A 16,790-nucleotide genomic window follows, 5' to 3' on the forward strand; every position below is an offset into this window, starting at 1 on the left:
GAGACCCCCTCTACGGATGCGCCGGAGCGCTGGTCAGCAGGGGCTTCGGCGAGGTCGGGCCGCCCTGGTGCGCCAGCGGCACCAGCACCAGGGCCACCCCCAGAGCCAGCACCACTCCGATCGCCGCAGCCAGCACCGCGCGCATCGGCCACCGCCTCCCTCACCTCGACGGCCCGCACCGTAACCCGCGGCCGACGAAATGAGAACAGGTTCTACAGAAGCTCAGTGGGCGGCGGTCTCCCAGTCCCGGCCCGAGCCCACCGACACGTCCAGCGGGGCCCGCAGCGGGTACGCGCCCGCCATCTCCCTCCGGACCAGCTGCTCCACCTGCTCGCGCTCCCCCGGGGCGACCTCGAGCACGATCTCGTCGTGCACCTGGAGCAGCATCCGCGAGGACAGCCCGGCCTCGGTCAGCGCCGCGTCCACGTGCAGCATCGCGATCTTGACGATGTCCGCGGCGGAGCCCTGGATCGGCGCGTTCAGCGCCATCCGCTCGGCCATCTCCCGGCGCTGGCGGTTGTCGCTGGTCAGATCCGGGAGGTAGCGGCGGCGGCCGAGCACGGTCTCGGTGTAGCCGGTGCTGCGCGCCTCGTCCACCACCCGGCGCAGGTAGTCCTGGACGCCGCCGAAGCGCTCGTAGTAGGTGTCCATCAGCCCCTGCGCCTCCTTGGTGGCGATGTTCAGCTGCTGGGACAGGCCGAAGGCGGAGAGGCCGTAGGCCAAGCCGTAGGACATGGCCTTGATCTTTCGGCGCATCTCCGCGTCCACCTGGGCCGGTTCGACCGAGAAGACCTGGGAGCCGACCGTGGTGTGCAGGTCCTCGCCGCTGTCGAAGGCGGCGAGCAGCGCGGTGTCCTCGGACAGGTGCGCCATGATCCGCAGCTCGATCTGGCTGTAGTCGGCGGTCAGCAGCTCCTCGAAGCCGGGGCCGACCACGAAGGCCCGGCGGATCATCCGGCCCTCCTCGGTGCGGACCGGGATGTTCTGCAGATTGGGGTCGGTGGAGGAGAGCCGGCCGGTGGCGGCGACCATCTGGTTGAAGGTGGTGTGGATCCGGCCGTCCGCGGCGACGTTCTTGATCAGGCCCTCGACCGTGCTGCGCAGCCGGGTCTGGTCCCGGTGCCGGAGCAGGATCACCGGCAGCTCGTGCGGGGTCTGCCCGGCCAGCCAGGTCAGCGCGTCAGCGTCGGTGGTGAAGCCGGTCTTGATCTTCTTGGTCTTCGGCAGACCCAGCTCGGTGAAGAGGATCTCCTGCAGTTGCTTGGGCGAGCCGAGGTTGAACTCGTGGCCGACCGCGTGGTGGGCCTCCTTGACCGCCTGCTGCACGGCCGCGCCGAACTGGATCTCCAGCTGGGTGAGCCACTCCAGGTCGGCCGCGATGCCGTAGCGCTCCATCCGGGCCAGCAGCGAGGCGATCGGCAGTTCCAGATCACGCATCAGCTCCAGCCCGCCGTCCTTGGCCAGCCGCTGCTCGAACGCCTCGGAGAGGTCGAGCACGGTACGGGCCTGCACCATCAGCAGCTGGGCGGCGGCCAGGGCGGCGTCGTCCTCGCCCCCGGCCTCCTCGCCGAAGGCGAGCTGGCCGCTGTCGGCGGTGGTGGCGGTACCGAGCTGGCGGCCCAGGTACTCCTCGGCCAGCACGTCCAGGCCGAAGGTACGGCGGCCGGGCTTCTCCAGGTAGGCGGCCAGCGCGCTGTCGGCGACCACCCCGGCCACCGCCCAGCCCTGCTCGGCGAAGGCCCGCTCCACCTGCTTGGCGATGTGCAGCGCCTTGGGCCGCTCCGGATCGGCCAGCCAGGCCGCCAGGGCCTGCTCGTCGGCCTCGCCGAGCGCGGCCGGGTCCAGCCAGGCGGCCGGACCGCCGGCGACGGCCAGCGCCACCGCGGTGACCCGGCCCTCACCCAGGGCCCAGGTGTAGTCGGCGGCCAGGCCGGTCCTGGCGCTGCCGGAGCCGTGCTCGGCCAGCCAACCGGCCACCGCGCCCTCGGCGGTGAGCAGTTCGCCCTCCACCTCGAAGCCGGGCGCGGCTGCGGTGGCGGCGGCCGGGTCGGCGCCCTCCGCGCCCGGGTCAACCGCGAACAGCCGGTCCCGCAGCGCCTGGTGCCGGAACTCCAGGGTGTCCAGCAGCAGCACGGTGGCCTCGCGGTCGTACGGCTTGCGGCCCAACTCCTCGACGCCGAGCGGCAGTTCCACGTTACGGACCAGCTCGGTCAGTTCCCGGTTGAGCTTCACCGCGTCCAGGCCGGCCCGCAGCTTCTCGCCGATCTTGCCCTTGACCTCGTCGACGTGGTCCATCAGCTCGGCGAAGCTGCCGTACTGGGTGATCCACTTGGCCGCCGTCTTCTCGCCCACCCCGGGGATGCCGGGCAGGTTGTCGGACGGGTCGCCGCGCAGTGCCGCGAGGTCCGGGTACTGGGCCGGGGTGACCCCGTACTTCTCGAACACCTTCTCCGGGGTGTAGCGGGTCATCTCGGAGACGCCCTTGGTCGGGTAGAGGACGGTGACGTCCTCGGTGACCAGCTGCAGCGCGTCCCGGTCCCCGGTCAGGATCAGCACCTCGAAGCCCTCGGCGGCGGCCCGGGTGGCCAGGGTGGCGATGATGTCGTCGGCCTCGAACTCGGCCAGCCGCAGATGCGGCACCTGCATCGCGTCGAGCAGCTCGCCGACCAGCTCCACCTGGCCCCGGAACTCCTCCGGGGAGGCCGAGCGGGTCGCCTTGTACTCCGGGTAGATCCCGGCCCTGAAGGTCTTCCGGGACACGTCGAAGGCCACCGCGAAGTGCGTCGGCACCTCGTCCCGCAGGATGTTGGCGACCATCGAGGCGAAGCCGTACACGGCGTTGGTGGGCTGCCCGGTACTGGTCGCGAAGTTCTCCGCGGGGAAGGCGTAGAAGGCCCGGTAGGCCATGGAGTGGCCGTCGAGGAGCAGCAGCCTGGGCCGCGCCGCCTTGGTGCTGTTTCCGGTCCTGCTCGCCATGCCTGCCACCGTTTCCGCCTGCTCCTGGTCCGCTGCTGCCGCAGGAAGCTTCCCTGCGTACGAAATCCTATGGCCCGGCACTGACACCGCCGCCCATCCGACACCGCGCGCTCCCCGGCGCGCGGCGGAGTCGTACGATCCCAGGGAGTCCGACGCTCCCGGTCGGGCCAGCGACCATCAGGAGCACCATGTCCGAGCGGCACCCGGAGCCCGGCCTCACCCTCGACGTCCCCCAGGACGTGATCGACCACTTCGCCCGACTCGGCGTCGACGCCGCCACCTTCTCCGGCGGCGAGCTCGGCGAGCAGCTGGGCATCCGGATCGTCGAGGCTTCCCCCGAACGTGTGGTCGGCACCATGCCGGTGGAGGGCGCCCGGCAGCCCTACGGCCTGCTGCACGGCGGCGCCTCGGCCGCCCTGGCCGAGACCCTCGGCTCGGTCGGCGCGATGCTGCACGCCGGACCGGGACGCTACGCGGTGGGCGTGGACCTCAACGCCACCCACCACCGCTCGGCCACCTCGGGCCTGGTCACCGGCGTCGCCACCGCGGTCTTCCGCGGCCGTACCGCCGCCACCTACGAGGTCGCCATCACCGACGACCAGGGCCGCCGGATCACCAGCTGCCGGCTCACCTGCATGCTGCGCGACACCTGACCGGATTCCGGCGCGGGACGTTTCGTACGCGCCCGCGCCGGGCATTCGTCGCCCCAGGTGGAAGGGGTGCGCGATGGCCGGTGGCCAGGAGGCCGAACGTCAGGCCGGTGCTGTCGGACCGGTGGAGACCTCGGCCGAGGCCGAGGCCGCCGACCTCCTCGGACCGCTCCCGACCACCGTCAGCGAATCGCAGGGCCTGGCCGCCGAGCGCCGGCTGGCGCTGTGGTGGCAGGACCTCGGCGTCCGCGGCCGGCGCCGCTACCGGCTGGGCGCGGGCACCCTGGCGGTCCTGCTGGCCGCGACCGCGGTCGGTCTCGCCGTGGGGCGCTCCGGCGGCGGGCCGCCGGCCCCGCCGGTCCCCTGGCCGATCGAGGCGGCCAGGGTCAGCTACGACGGCCTGGTCCGCGACATCGGCAACGGGCAGACCAGCTTCGTGGTGCTGCTCACGGTGACCAACGGCAGCAGTGCGGCACTGACCGTGAACCAGGTCTCCCAGCCCTATTCGGGCGTGGTCGCGAGCTCGGTCCAGCCGCTCCCGATCCGGGTCCCGCAGGGGAGGGCGCAGACTGTCTGGGTGCAGATGACGGTCAGGGACTGTTCGCGGACGCCCCGAGCCGACGACCTGCCATTCATAGACGTAACGTTGAGTAACCTGCGCGCAATACAGTCGCAAAGTGAAATTCTCGGCGGCTCCTACGCGCAGGACCTGAACGCCGCAATCCTCGAAGCCTGCCCGGCCACCCCGCCCCCGTCGGCCAAATCCGCCGCCCCCTCCGTTTCCACAGCCCGCTGACCTGCCCCTTGATCGAACTCATGCCGCACGTGCACAAGTTCGCGCCATTGCACACCCCGCCGAAGGGTGTCCGGATCAAGCCTCAAGTTTTCCTCAGGTCATAACAAGAACATCACATAAGGCGTGTTAACTCTGCCTTTTGCCCTGATGGGGGCCTAAAGTCACGGCCAGTCACCGCGCCATCGGATCGACAGGTCGGGGCCTGCGCGCGGTTCGACCCTCGCCCAGAGGAAAGGACTCAACGTGCGAAACCGCTCTCTGCTCGTCGTTACCACTCTTGCCGTTACCGGCGCCCTCAGCCTCACTGCTTGCGGGTCCCGCGGCAGCTCCTCCTCCGGCAGCAGCGCCGCAGCCAACACCACAGTCACCATCGGTGTCGACGCACCGCTCACCGGCTCGCTGACCGCACTGGGCCAGGGAATCAAGAACTCGGTGGACCTCGCGGTCAAGACCGCGAACAGCACCAAGGAGGTCCCCGGGGTCACCTTCAAGATCGAGTCCCTGGACGACCAGGCCCAGCCCTCCTCCGGCCAGCAGAACGCGGCCAAGCTGGTCGCCGACGCCAACGTCGTCGGCGTGGTCGGCCCGCTCAACTCCAGCGTGGCGCAGTCGATGCAGAAGGTCTTCGACAACGCCAACCTGGTCGAGGTCTCCCCGGCCAACACCAACCCGAGCCTGACCCAGGGCCCGGACTGGGCCAAGGGCACGAAGGTCCGCCCCTTCAAGTCCTACTTCCGCACCGCCACCACCGACGCCATCCAGGGCCCCTTCGCCGCCCAGTACGCGTTCAGCACGCTCGGCAAGAAGAAGGTCTTCCTGGTCGACGACCAGCTCACCTACGGTGTCGGCCTGGTCGGCACCTTCGAGACCGAGTTCAAGACCCTCGGCGGCACGGTGGCCGGCCAGGACCACGTCACCGACGGCACCAAGGACTTCTCGGCCCTGGTGTCCAAGATCAAGGCCTCCGGCGCGGACCTGGTCTACTACGGCGGCCAGTACCCCGAGGCCGGCCCGCTCAGCGGCCAGCTCAAGGCGGCCGGCGCCAACATCCCGCTGATCGGCGGCGACGGCATCTACGACCCGGCCTACATCGCCGCCGCCAACGGCAAGGCCAACGGCGACTACGCGACCTCGGTCGGCGCCCCGGTCGAGACCCTCGACTCCGCCAAGACCTTCGTCGCCAACTACGACAAGGGCGGCTACTCCACCCCCTACGCCGCGTACGGCGGCTACTCGTACGACAGCGCCTGGGCGATCATCGAGGCGGTCAAGGCCGTCGCCGCCGCCAACAGCGGCAAGCTCCCGGCCAACCCGCGCCAGGCGATCGAGGACGCCATGTCCAAGGTCAACTTCCAGGGTGTGACCGGGACCGTCTCCTTCGACGAGTTCGGGGACGCCACCAACAAGCAGCTCACCGTCTACGTCGTCAAGGACGGCAAGTGGGCCGCGGCCAAGACCGGCACCTTCACCGGCTGACGCCGCAGCACTGACCGAACTGCCGGAACGCACCGGCGGAGGCGCCGCACACCACGCGGCGCCTCCGCCCCCGCACCCCACACACCCGGGCGACACCGCAACGGCACACCCGGCGAAACCCACGGAGGCCCTGCGGTGCACGAACTGCCGCAACAGCTGGTCAACGGCCTGATCCTCGGTTCACTCTACGGACTGATCGCGATCGGCTACACGATGGTCTACGGCATCGTCCAGCTCATCAACTTCGCCCACGGCGAGATCTACATGATCGGCGGCTTCGGCGCGCTGACCGTGTACCTCGCCCTCCCCCACAGCACCAGCATCTGGCTCGCGCTGCCCCTGATGCTGCTCGGCGGCATCATCTCCTCCGTCGCCGTAGCCATGCTCGCCGAGCGCTTCGCCTACCGGCCGCTGCGCAACGCCCCCAAACTGGCCCCGCTGATCACCGCGATCGGACTCTCGCTGGCGCTGCAGCAGGCCATCTGGGCCTGGTACCCCAACGCCACCAACCCGCGCACCTTCCCGCAGCTGCCCGGCGGCCCGTTCCACATCGGCTCGGTCACCATCGAGCCCGCCGACATCTTCATCCTGCTCGCGGCACCCGTCTCCATGGTCATCCTCGGCACCTTCGTCGGCCGCACCCGCACCGGGCGCGGCATGCAGGCCACCGCCCAGGACCCGGACACCGCCAAGCTCATGGGCATCAACACCGACCGCATCATCGTGGTCGCCTTCGCCGTCGGCGCGGCCTTCGCCGCCGTCGCCGGCATGGCCCACGGCCTGCGCTACGGCCAGATCGACTACCAGATGGGCTACAGCGACGGCCTCAAGGCCTTCACCGCGGCCGTCCTCGGCGGCATCGGCAACATCTACGGCGCCATGCTCGGCGGCATCGTGCTCGGCCTCGCCGAGGCCCTCACCACCGCCTACATCCAGAACGTGCCCGGCATGGAACAACTCGGCGGCGGCGCCTGGGACAACGTCTGGGCCTTCGTCCTCCTCATCCTCATCCTCCTGCTGCGCCCCCAGGGCCTGCTGGGCGAACGCGTCGCGGACAGGGCGTGACACCGATGACCACCACCACACCGCAGACACCCGCATCCGCACCCGTGCCCGCGTCCGCTGCCGGGAACGGCCTCCCGACCCGCAGGGCGGTACCGCTCCACCCTGCCCTGGCACTCGGCCTCACCGCCGCAGGCGCGCTGGTCACCCTGGTCTCCACTTTCCTGTCCTGGACCTGGACCTCGGCCTTCCCCGGCGACCTCACCATCGACGGCAACCCCGGCGGGCTCCAGGTGCTCACCCTGGTCGGCGCGGTCGTGACCCTGGTCTACGTCCTCGCCGCCTACGGCGTCCGCGGCACCCGCTGGCTCGCCCCCGCCGGGCCCAACGCCGCCCTGGTCGTCCTGGCCGTCGGCACCCTGGCCACCACCTGGTTCACCATCATCGCCATCGCCGACGAACTCGGCGGCATCGCCAACTGGAACCCGGGCGCCTGGATCGCCGGCCTCGGCTCCCTGCTCGCCGTCGTCGGCGCGCTCGGACTCCCGCAGAGCGGCGAACCGCAGGCAGCCGCCAAGACCGGCAGCAGCCCGCTCTCCACCGCCGTCGCGACGGTGCTCCGCTCCCTGCGCAACTACCTCGGCGCCCGACCCGACGTCAAACCCGCCAGGCCGCTGCCCCGCTGGGCCGACACGCTGATCGTCATCGTGCTGCTGGCGGTCGCGCTGGAGGTCTTCTCCTACGGCATCGACACCACCTACGGCGAGCTCTTCGTCGGCTTCCTGATCATCGCCGGCTTCACCGCCTGGGGGCTGGTCCGCTCCGGGGTCACCGAGCGGCTCTCGCAGATCATCGGCCGCAACGGCATCACCGTCGGCATCGGCGCGTTCATCGCCGCCGCGGCCTTCCCGTTCACCCAGACCAGCGACCAGTACGCCAGCGTCGGGACCAACATCCTGATCTTCGGCGCGGTCGCGCTCGGCCTCAACGTCGTGGTCGGCCTCACCGGCCTGCTCGACCTCGGCTATGTCGCCTTCCTCGGCGTCGGCGCCTACACCGCCGCCCTGGTCTCCGGCGCCGCCACCGCCCGCTTCCACGTGGTCTTCCCCTGGTGGGCCGCCGCCCTCTGCGGAGCCGCAGCGGCGGCCGTGGCCGGCCTGGTCATCGGCGCACCGACACTGCGGCTGCGCGGCGACTACCTCGCCATCGTCACCCTCGGCTTCGGTGAGATCTTCCGCATCGCCGCCAACAACATGGACGGCGTCGCCGGGCCCAAGCTCACCGGCGGCCCCAACGGCATCCCCAACATCCCCGACATCGAGTTCTTCGGCGTCAACCTCGGGAACCCGCACGACGTCCTCGGCCACACCATCGGCCGGTTCTCCAACTACTACTGGCTGATGCTGCTGTTCCTGGCCATCACCGTGATCGTCTTCACCCGGGCCGCAGGCTCCCGGATCGGCCGCGCCTGGGTCGCCATCCGCGAGGACGAGACCGCGGCCCTCGCCATGGGCATCAACGGGTTCCGCTTCAAGCTGCTCGCCTTCACCCTCGGCGCCTCCCTCGCCGGACTCGCCGGACTGGTCTGGGCCCACGTGCTCTACAGCGTCACCCCCGACCCCTACCAGTTCTCCTACTCCGTCCCGCCGAACTCGGCCTTCCTGGTCGCCGCCGTCGTCCTCGGCGGCATGGGCACCGTCAGCGGGCCGATCCTCGGCTCCACGCTGCTGTTCCTGATCCCCTACAAGCTCGAGTTCGTCGGCAAGTACCAGCTGCTCTTCTTCGGCATCGCCCTGATCCTGCTGATGCGCTTCCGCCCCGAGGGGATCATCCCCAACAAGCGGAACAAGCTGGAGTTCCACGAGGCCGAGACCGAGGACCGCGAGAACCTCGCCGACGTCGAAGCCGTCCAGCCCCACCCCAGTGCCACGACCACCGGCCTCAGCGAAGCAGGGGCGTGAACGCCATGACCACCAGCCCCACCGAGACCACGCCGGCCCCGGCCACCGCCCCCGGCACCCCGCTGCTCGAAGCCAAGGGCGTCGTGATGCGGTTCGGCGGCCTCACCGCCGTCAACAACATCGACCTCACCGTCAACACCGGTGAGATCGTCGGCCTGATCGGCCCCAACGGCGCCGGCAAGACCACCTTCTTCAACTGCCTCACCGGCCTCTACGTCCCCACCGAGGGCAGCGTCAGCTACCAGGGCAAGATCCTGCCGCCCAAGCCCTACAAGGTCACCGACGCCGGCGTGGCCCGCACCTTCCAGAACATCCGGCTCTTCAAGAACATGACGGTCGTCGAGAACGTCATCGTCGGACGGCACACCCGCACCCGCGAGAGCCTGATCTCCGCGCTCATCCGCGGCCCCGGCTACCACCGGGCCGAACGCGAGGCCCGCGACCGGGCGATGGAGCTGCTCCGCTTCATCGGCCTCGAACACAAGGCCGAGCACCTCGCCCGCAACCTCCCCTACGGGGAGCAGCGGAAGCTGGAGATCGCCCGCGCGCTCGCCAGCGACCCCGGACTGCTGCTGCTGGACGAGCCCACCGCAGGCATGAACCCGCAGGAGACCCGGGCCACCGAGGAACTGGTCTTCGCCATCCGCGACCAGGGCATCGCCATCCTGGTCATCGAGCACGACATGCGGTTCATCTTCAACCTCTGCGACCGCGTCGCCGTCCTGGTCCAGGGCCAGAAACTGGTCGAGGGCACCTCCGCGGTGGTCCAGGCCGACGAACGCGTCATCGCCGCCTACCTCGGCACCCCGTACGAACCCGACGCCGGCAGCACTACCGATGAGGAGGACCAGACGTGACCGCCCTTCTCGAAGTGGAGGACCTGCGCGTCGCCTACGGCAAGATCGAAGCAGTGAAGGGCATCTCCTTCAGCATCGAAGCCGGACAGGTCGTCACCCTCATCGGCACCAACGGCGCCGGCAAGACCACCACCCTGCGCACCATCTCCGGGCTGCACCCGCCGCTCAGCGGCAGCATCACCTTCGAGGGCCGGCCGCTGGCCCACGTGCCCGCGCACGACATCGTCGCGCTCGGCATCGCCCACTCCCCCGAAGGCCGGCACATCTTCCCCAGGATGACCGTCGAGGAGAACCTCCTGCTCGGCGCCTTCCTCCGGAAGGACCGGGACGGCATCCAGGCCGACATCGACCGCGCCTACGACCTCTTCCCCATCCTCGGGGAGCGCAGGAAGCAGGCGGCCGGGCTCTTCTCCGGCGGCGAACAGCAGATGCTCGCGATGGGACGGGCCCTGATGTCCCGGCCCAAGCTGCTGATGCTGGACGAGCCCTCGATGGGCCTCTCCCCGATCATGATGCAGAAGATCATGGCGACCATCGTGGAACTCCAAAGCCAGGGCACCACCATCCTGCTGGTCGAGCAGAACGCCCAGGCCGCGCTGTCGCTCGCCGACACCGGCCACGTCATGGAGGTCGGCCGGATCGTCCTCTCCGGCGCCGGCTCCGACCTGCTCACGGACGAGTCCGTGCGCAAGGCGTACCTGGGCGAGGACTGACCGACCGAGCCCAGGCAACGCGCTGCCGCCCCGGTGGGAATCCCACCGGGGCGGCTGTGTTCTTGTCCGCAGCAGTCGCCGTGACTACGCCTCGGGGGTCGGCTCCGTCGTCAGCGCGTCCGGGCCGGACTTCTTCTTGGCGTCCTGGGCCGCGCCCTCCTCGATGACGGCCTCGGCGACGGCCTTCATCGTCATCCGGCGGTCCATCGAGGTCTTCTGGATCCAGCGGAACGCGGCCGGCTCGGTCAGCCCGAACTTCGTCTGCAGCACGCTCTTGGCGCGGTCCACCAGCTTGCGGGTGTCCAGCCGGAGGCTCAGGTCGGCGATCTCCGACTCCAGCGCGCGGATCTCGCTGTAGCGGGACACCGCCATCTCGATGGCCGGGACGAGGTCGCTCTTGTTGAACGGCTTGACGATGTAGGCCATCGCCCCGGCGTCCCGGGCCCGGTCCACCAGCTCGCGCTGCGAGAACGCCGTCAGCATCAGGGTCGGCGCGATGTGCGCCTCATGGATCTGCTCGGCGGCGGACAGGCCGTCCAGGATCGGCATCTTCACGTCCAGGATCACCAGGTCCGGCCGCAGCTCGGTCGCCAGCTTCACCGCCTCGGCGCCGTCCCCGGCCTCGCCGACGACGCTGTAGCCCTCTTCCTCGAGCATCTCCTTCAGGTCGAGGCGGATCAGCGCCTCGTCCTCCGCGATGACCACGCGGGTAGTCGTCGGCGGTACATGCTGCTCATGCTGCTCGTCGGCGGCGGTCACGGTGCTCCTCGTTGACGCGGGGGTACGTGCACGAGCCTACCCAGACACGGTATGTTTGAGGCACGGAGGGGGCAGAAGTTCCTTCGATTCCGTGGCGCTCCGGTAGTCCAAGGGCAGAGACGATACTCTCAAACAGTATTCAGTGTGGGTTCGAATCCCACCCGGAGCACTTTGCCTTCATTTCTTAGGTTGATACCTGCTTGGAGATCTTCACCACTCCAGGTGAAAAGTCTTGCATTGTGGACGGCCAGGGCGAGACACCAAGCAATCTCGCCTACATGTACGACCAAGCAACTCGTCGGCAGGCCCTCGCCCTGCACAGGTCAGGCATGAGCCTCAACAAGGTGAGCCAGGCAACGGGAATTTCGCGCTCAGCGATCCGCGCCTGGAACGTCCGCGTCGAACCGCTCCCGGGAATCACCGCAGAATGCCCTGTCCCCCCTCGGCATACCGCTGCCCGCCGTTCCGCGCGCCAGCTACTCCTACCTCCTTGGGCTCTACCTGGGCGACGGATGCATCAGCCACCTCGGCAGGGGTGTCTACACGATGCGCATCGCCTGCGCCGACGACTGGCCAGGCCTGATCGAGGCGTGCAGCGACGCCATGGCCAAGGTCATGCCGAACAACAAGGTCGGACGCGTGCAGTGCACCGGGTGCACCAGCGTCGTCAGCTACAGCAAGCACTGGCCGTGCCTCTTCCCCCAACACGGACCGGGACCGAAGCACGCCCGCAACATCGCACTCGTGGCCTGGCAGCAGGCCATCGTCGACGAGCACCCTTGGCCCCTGCTGCGCGGCCTGATCCACTCGGACGGCGCCAGGGTGGTCAACTGGACCACTCGTCCGCTCAGCACGGGCATCAAACGCTACGAGTATCCGCGCTACTTCTTCACGAACAAGTCCACCGACATCCGGCGCCTCTTCACCGACACCCTGGACACGCTCGGGGTCGCGTGGAAGCAGGCGAACGCCTGGAACATCTCCGTCGCACGGCGGGCATCGGTCGCCTTGATGGATGAGCACATCGGCGCCAAGTACTGAAGCCCCGGCCGGGTGAACCTCGCGTAGCGGCGTTGACGTGGTTCACACGAACGAATGCTTGATCGAGGTTCGCGCCTTGATCCGCGGACAGCCGCAACATCCTGGGCACATGAACTGGCCACTGGAAACCAGACAGCGTGTGCTCGCCGCCTGCCGCGAGGGCCGTCCGTACCCGGAGACGGCTGCCAGGTTCGGCGTGCCCCGAGGGACCGTCGGCTACTGGGTCCACGCGGACCGGCAGCGGCGGGGCGAGACGGCGCCCGAGCGGGCGTCGGCGTGTCCGCGCTGCGACGGGCTGCCGCTGGACCGGAGGGCTTACTCCTACCTGCTGGGGCAGTACCTCGGGGACGGGCACATCGTGTCCAAGCGGAAGCAGCATCATCTGTCGGTCTACTGCTGCGACGGCTGGCCAGGGGTCATGGCCGAGACAGAGGCCGCGATGCTCGCGGTGATGCCGGGCTACCGCACAGGCCGCCGCCAGAGGCCGGGCTGTACCGAGGTCAAGTCCTACACGGCGCACTGGAAGTGCCTGTTTCCGCAGCACGGGCCGGGGATGAAGCACACGCGGCCGATCGTGCTGGAGCCGTGGCAGCAGGAGATCGCGGCCGAGCATCCGTGGCCGCTGATCCGCGGGTTGATCCACTCGGACGGGTGCCGGGTCACCAACTGGACCACGACGACGCTCGCCGACGGGAGCAGCAGGCGTTACGAGTACCCCCGCTACCTGTTCACCAACAAGTCCGACGACATCCGCCGGGTCTACAGCGACGCCCTCGACGCGGTGGGTGTGGCCTGGCGGGTCTGCCGGCGCGGGGCGGATCCGTATCACGTGTCCGTTGCGCGGCGGGCTTCCGTCGCGTTGATGGACGAGCACGTCGGAGAAAAAAGCTGATCGGTAGAATACCTTTCCGCGGAGCGGGAAGAATGCGCGATCCTTCAGCCGATGTGCACACGGACCATAAGCTCAAGAAATCCTCAAATTCTGCAATCAGCTCATGTTCTAAGCCTCAACATGGTCTTGACCTGCACAGATAGTGCGAGGAACACATGTATTCAGCCTCGACATCTATGCATGGGTGCAATCTGCGCCTAATCTGGGGCAGCTCTCATCGCCCCCAAGAATTCGAGAGGCGCTCACTATGACCGTGGCTGACCAGTTGTCCAAACCGCCCGCGACCGGAGGGCGTGCGCTTCGGCGCGAGATCGGGTTGATCGGGCTGATGTGGGCCTCGGTCGGGTCGATCATCGGGTCGGGGTGGTTGTTCGGGGCCAAGGAGGCCGTGGTCGTGGCCGGGCCGGCGGCGATCATCTCCTGGGGCATCGGCGCGGTCGCGATCGTCCTGCTGGCGCTGGTGCACGCCGAGTTGGGCGGGATGTTCCCGGTCGCGGGCGGGACCGCCCGCTACCCGCACTACGCGTTCGGCGGGCTTGCCGGGATGTCGTTCGGCTGGTTCTCCTGGCTGCAGGCGGCAACGGTCGCGCCGATCGAGGTCGAAGCCATGATCGGCTACGCCCAGCACTGGACCTGGGCGAACGGCTTCCAGCACACCAACGGGACGCTCACGCCGAGCGGCTTCGTGGTCGCGGTGGTGCTGATGGCCGTGTTCGTCGCGGTCAACTTCCTCGGGGTGCGGCTGCTGGCGCGCACCAACAGCGCGGCGACCTGGTGGAAGATCGCGATCCCGCTCCTCGCGATCTTCGTGCTGGCGCTGACCCACTTCCACGGCAGCAACTTCACCTCGCAGGGCTTCGCCCCGTTCGGCGCGAAGGGCATCCTCGCCGCGATCAGCACCAGCGGCATCATCTTCGCGCTGCTGGGCTTCGAGCAGGCGATCCAGCTCTCCGGCGAGAGCCGGAACCCCAAGAAGGACATCCCGCGCGCGGTGCTGGGCTCGGTGGCCATCGGCGCGCTGATCTACATGCTGCTGCAGGTCGTCTACATCGGCGCGCTGCCGGGCTCGTCCTTCGCCCACGGCTGGGCGAACCTGGCGTACAAGGGGATCAGCGGACCGTTCGCGGGCCTGGCGACGGTGATCGGCCTGGGCTGGCTGGCCACGATCCTCTATCTGGACGCGATCATCTCCCCGGCCGGCACCGGCCTGATCTACACCACCTCCACCTCCCGGATCTCCTACGGGCTGAGCCGCAACGGCTATGCCCCGCAGCTGTTCGAGGCGACCGACGCGCGTGGCGTGCCGTGGTTCGGGCTGATCATCTCCTTCGTCACCGGTGTGATCTGCTTCCTGCCGTTCCCGAGCTGGCAGCAGTTGGTCAGCTTCATCACCTCGGCGAGCGTGCTGATGTACGCGGGTGCGCCGCTCGCCTACGGGGTGTTCCGGAACCGGCTGCCGAACCGGGAGCGCCCGTACCGGCTGCCGGGCGGTCAGGTGATCGCGCCGGTCTCCTTCGTGGTGGCCAGTCTGATCATCTACTGGGCGGGCTGGGACACCCTGTGGCGGCTCGGCGTGGCGATCGTGCTGGGGTACGCGCTGCTGGGCTCGTACGCCGTGTACGCGACCAGGAAGGGCCTGCCGAACGCCCCGCAGCTGGACTGGAGGGCCGCGCAGTGGCTGCCGGTCTACCTGCTGGGGATGGGCACGATCTCCTGGCAGGGCGGCTTCTGTGCGAAGCCCGGCTGCGGGGCGGAGTCCAACCTGCCGCTGTGGTGGGACATGCTGGTGATCGCGGTGTTCTCGCTGGCGGTGTACTACTGGGCGGTGGCGGTGGGCCTGCGCTCGGAGGTCATCGAGCGCAACATCGAGGAGTTCGAGGTCGTGGACGCGGGCGGGCACTGACCCGCCGGCAGCGCACGGAGGGCCCGGCCGGTGTGCCTACCGGTCGGGCCCAGTTCAGTGGTTGACGACTACTGCGCGGCAGCGGTCAGCGAGCGGGAGGCGGAGTTCGCCGGGTTGTCGTCCTCGCCCACGTGGTGCACCCGGACCAGGTTGGTGGAACCCTCCAGCCCGGGCGGGGAGCCGGCCGTGATCACCACGATGTCGCCGGGACGGCAGCGGCCGATCGCCAGCAGCGCGGCGTCGACCTGGGCGACCATCTCGTCGGTGGTCTCCACCAGCGGGCCCATGAAAGTCTCCACGCCCCAGCTCAGCGAGAGCTGGCTGCGGACCGCGGGCTCGTAGGTGAAGGCGAGCACCGGGATCGGCGAGCGGTACCGGGACAGCCGCCGCGCGGTGTCGCCGGACTGGGTGAAGGCGACCAGGTAGCGGGCGCCCAGGAAGTCGCCGATCTCGGCGGCGGCGCGGGCGACCGCACCGCCCTGGGTGCGCGGCTTGTTGTTCTCGGTGAGCGGGGGCAGCCCCGCCTCGATGATGTCCTCCTCGGCCGCGCAGATGATGCGGGCCATGGTGCGGACGGTCTCCGAGGGGTACTTGCCGACGCTGGTCTCACCGGAGAGCATCACCGCGTCGGTGCCGTCGAGGACGGCGTTGGCGACGTCGGAGGCCTCGGCGCGGGTCGGCCGGGAGGCGCTGATCATGGAGTCCAGCATCTGGGTGGCCACGATGACCGGCTTGGCGTTGCGGCGGCAGAGCTTGATGGCGCGCTTCTGCACCAGCGGCACCTGCTCCAGCGGCATTTCCACGCCGAGGTCGCCGCGGGCCACCATGATGCCGTCGAAGGCGTTGACGATGCCCTCGAGGTTGTCCACCGCCTGCGGCTTCTCGACCTTGGCGATGACCGGGACGGTGCGGCCCTCCTCCCGCATGATCCGGCGGACGTCGACGACGTCGTCGGCGCTGCGGACGAAGGAGAGCGCGATCACGTCGGCCCCGATCCGGAGTCCCCAGCGCAGGTCGGCGACGTCCTTGTCGCTGAGCGCGGGAACACTGACGGCCACACCGGGGAGGTTGATGCCCTTGTGGTCGGACACCATGCCGCCCTCGACCACGGTGCAGCGGACGTTCGGGCCCTCCACCGCGACGACCTCCAGGCAGACCCGGCCGTCGTCGATCAGGATGCGTTCGCCCGGGGTGACGTCCCCGCACAGGCCTTTGTAGGTGGTGCCGCAGGCGAGGCGGGTGCCGGGGATGTCCTCGGTGGAGATGGTGAACTCGTCACCGCGCTCCAGCAGGACCGGCCCCTCCTCGAATGTTTCCAACCGGATCTTCGGGCCCTGCAGGTCGACGAGGATGCCGACGCTGCGGCCGGACTCGTCGGCGGCCTTGCGGACCCGGCGGTAGCGCTCCTCGTGCTCGGCGTAGGAGCCATGACTGAGATTGAAGCGGGCCACGTCCATACCGGCGTCGACCAGGGATTTGATCTGGTCGTACGAGTCGGTGGCGGGGCCTAGCGTACAGACGATTTTTGCTCGGCGCATACATCGAGCGTAGGTCTTACCGGCGAGTAGTGAAGAAGCCCTCATGGGTAGTCAGATGTCCGCTGTGTGACAGGTGGTTGAACATTTCGCCGCGATCTTCTCCTTTGCCGCGAGGTGAACGGCGGTGGAACTCTGGGAGTGGTGGCCTTCCGAGGTATCGGAGGCGGCCGGAGGATGCCTAGCATCGAGCCTCGAGACGCAGGTCGGAGCAGGTGTTCGGGCAGGT

Annotated in this window: 14 protein-coding genes and 1 tRNA gene; 11 read left to right on the top strand and 4 right to left on the bottom strand. The window is 69.2% G+C overall.

Going from position 1 to position 16,790, the window contains the following annotated elements; genetic code table 11:
* Window positions 1-10: 10 nt before the first annotated feature.
* Window positions 11-145 carry an SPW_0924 family protein gene (locus tag ACEZDG_RS23910; protein WP_380512923.1) on the bottom strand — a complete coding sequence of 45 codons (135 nt, stop codon included), beginning with the start codon at window positions 143-145 and terminating at the stop codon, window positions 11-13.
* Between the two features lie 77 nt (window positions 146-222).
* Window positions 223-2,985 (bottom strand): DNA polymerase I, encoded by a 2,763-nt coding sequence (gene polA, locus ACEZDG_RS23915; protein WP_380512924.1) that lies wholly within the window; start codon window positions 2,983-2,985, stop codon window positions 223-225.
* Window positions 2,986-3,164: 179 nt separating this feature from the next.
* Here polA and ACEZDG_RS23920 point away from each other — a divergent pair, with 179 nt between their 5' ends.
* From ACEZDG_RS23920 to ACEZDG_RS23950, 7 genes are all read left to right on the top strand, one after another.
* Window positions 3,165-3,629, top strand: coding sequence for a PaaI family thioesterase (locus ACEZDG_RS23920; RefSeq protein ID WP_380512926.1), 465 nt, complete (start codon window positions 3,165-3,167; stop codon window positions 3,627-3,629).
* 73 nt (window positions 3,630-3,702) lie between these two features.
* Window positions 3,703-4,422, top strand: a complete 720-nt coding sequence (locus ACEZDG_RS23925) for a hypothetical protein (RefSeq protein ID WP_380512928.1) — start codon at window positions 3,703-3,705, stop codon at window positions 4,420-4,422.
* 243 nt (window positions 4,423-4,665) lie between these two features.
* Window positions 4,666-5,898, top strand: a complete 1,233-nt coding sequence (locus ACEZDG_RS23930) for a branched-chain amino acid ABC transporter substrate-binding protein (RefSeq protein WP_380512930.1) — start codon at window positions 4,666-4,668, stop codon at window positions 5,896-5,898.
* Window positions 5,899-6,033: 135 nt separating this feature from the next.
* Window positions 6,034-6,963, top strand: coding sequence for a branched-chain amino acid ABC transporter permease (locus ACEZDG_RS23935; RefSeq protein ID WP_380512932.1), 930 nt, complete (start codon window positions 6,034-6,036; stop codon window positions 6,961-6,963).
* A gap of 5 nt (window positions 6,964-6,968) precedes the next feature.
* A complete protein-coding gene (locus tag ACEZDG_RS23940; RefSeq protein WP_380512934.1) occupies window positions 6,969-8,861 on the top strand; it encodes a branched-chain amino acid ABC transporter permease in 1,893 nt (630 codons plus the stop codon).
* Between the two features lie 5 nt (window positions 8,862-8,866).
* Window positions 8,867-9,718, top strand: coding sequence for an ABC transporter ATP-binding protein (locus tag ACEZDG_RS23945; RefSeq protein ID WP_380512935.1), 852 nt, complete (start codon window positions 8,867-8,869; stop codon window positions 9,716-9,718).
* Window positions 9,715-10,431, top strand: coding sequence for an ABC transporter ATP-binding protein (locus tag ACEZDG_RS23950; RefSeq protein ID WP_380512937.1), 717 nt, complete (start codon window positions 9,715-9,717; stop codon window positions 10,429-10,431). Before ACEZDG_RS23945 ends, ACEZDG_RS23950 begins: the two co-directional genes overlap by 4 nt.
* Before the next feature lie 84 nt (window positions 10,432-10,515).
* On the opposite strand, the gene ACEZDG_RS23955 is transcribed toward ACEZDG_RS23950, so the two are convergent.
* Window positions 10,516-11,190, bottom strand: a complete 675-nt coding sequence (locus tag ACEZDG_RS23955; RefSeq protein WP_380512939.1) for an ANTAR domain-containing response regulator — start codon at window positions 11,188-11,190, stop codon at window positions 10,516-10,518.
* 96 nt (window positions 11,191-11,286) lie between these two features.
* Between ACEZDG_RS23955 and ACEZDG_RS23960 the strand changes: the two genes are divergently transcribed.
* The 4 genes from ACEZDG_RS23960 to ACEZDG_RS23975 all read left to right on the top strand — a co-directional run bounded on the left by ACEZDG_RS23960 (window position 11,287) and on the right by ACEZDG_RS23975 (window position 15,026).
* Window positions 11,287-11,359, top strand: a tRNA-Leu gene (locus ACEZDG_RS23960).
* Between the two features lie 377 nt (window positions 11,360-11,736).
* Complete coding sequence (locus tag ACEZDG_RS23965; protein WP_380512941.1) at window positions 11,737-12,231, top strand: hypothetical protein; 495 nt, start codon at window positions 11,737-11,739, stop codon at window positions 12,229-12,231.
* A gap of 109 nt (window positions 12,232-12,340) precedes the next feature.
* Entirely contained in the window at window positions 12,341-13,123 is a 783-nt protein-coding gene (locus tag ACEZDG_RS23970; RefSeq protein WP_380512942.1) for a helix-turn-helix domain-containing protein, read from the top strand.
* Between the two features lie 247 nt (window positions 13,124-13,370).
* Entirely contained in the window at window positions 13,371-15,026 is a 1,656-nt protein-coding gene (locus ACEZDG_RS23975; protein WP_380512944.1) for an APC family permease, read from the top strand.
* A 68-nt stretch (window positions 15,027-15,094) separates the two neighbouring features.
* Here the strand turns inward: ACEZDG_RS23975 and pyk are convergent, their stop codons facing one another.
* Complete coding sequence (gene pyk, locus ACEZDG_RS23980; RefSeq protein WP_380512947.1) at window positions 15,095-16,564, bottom strand: pyruvate kinase; 1,470 nt, start codon at window positions 16,562-16,564, stop codon at window positions 15,095-15,097.
* Window positions 16,565-16,790 lie beyond the last annotated feature (226 nt).

It is taken from the genome of Streptacidiphilus alkalitolerans (assembly GCF_042511045.1).
Classification (GTDB): Bacteria; Actinomycetota; Actinomycetes; order Streptomycetales; family Streptomycetaceae; genus Streptacidiphilus; species Streptacidiphilus alkalitolerans.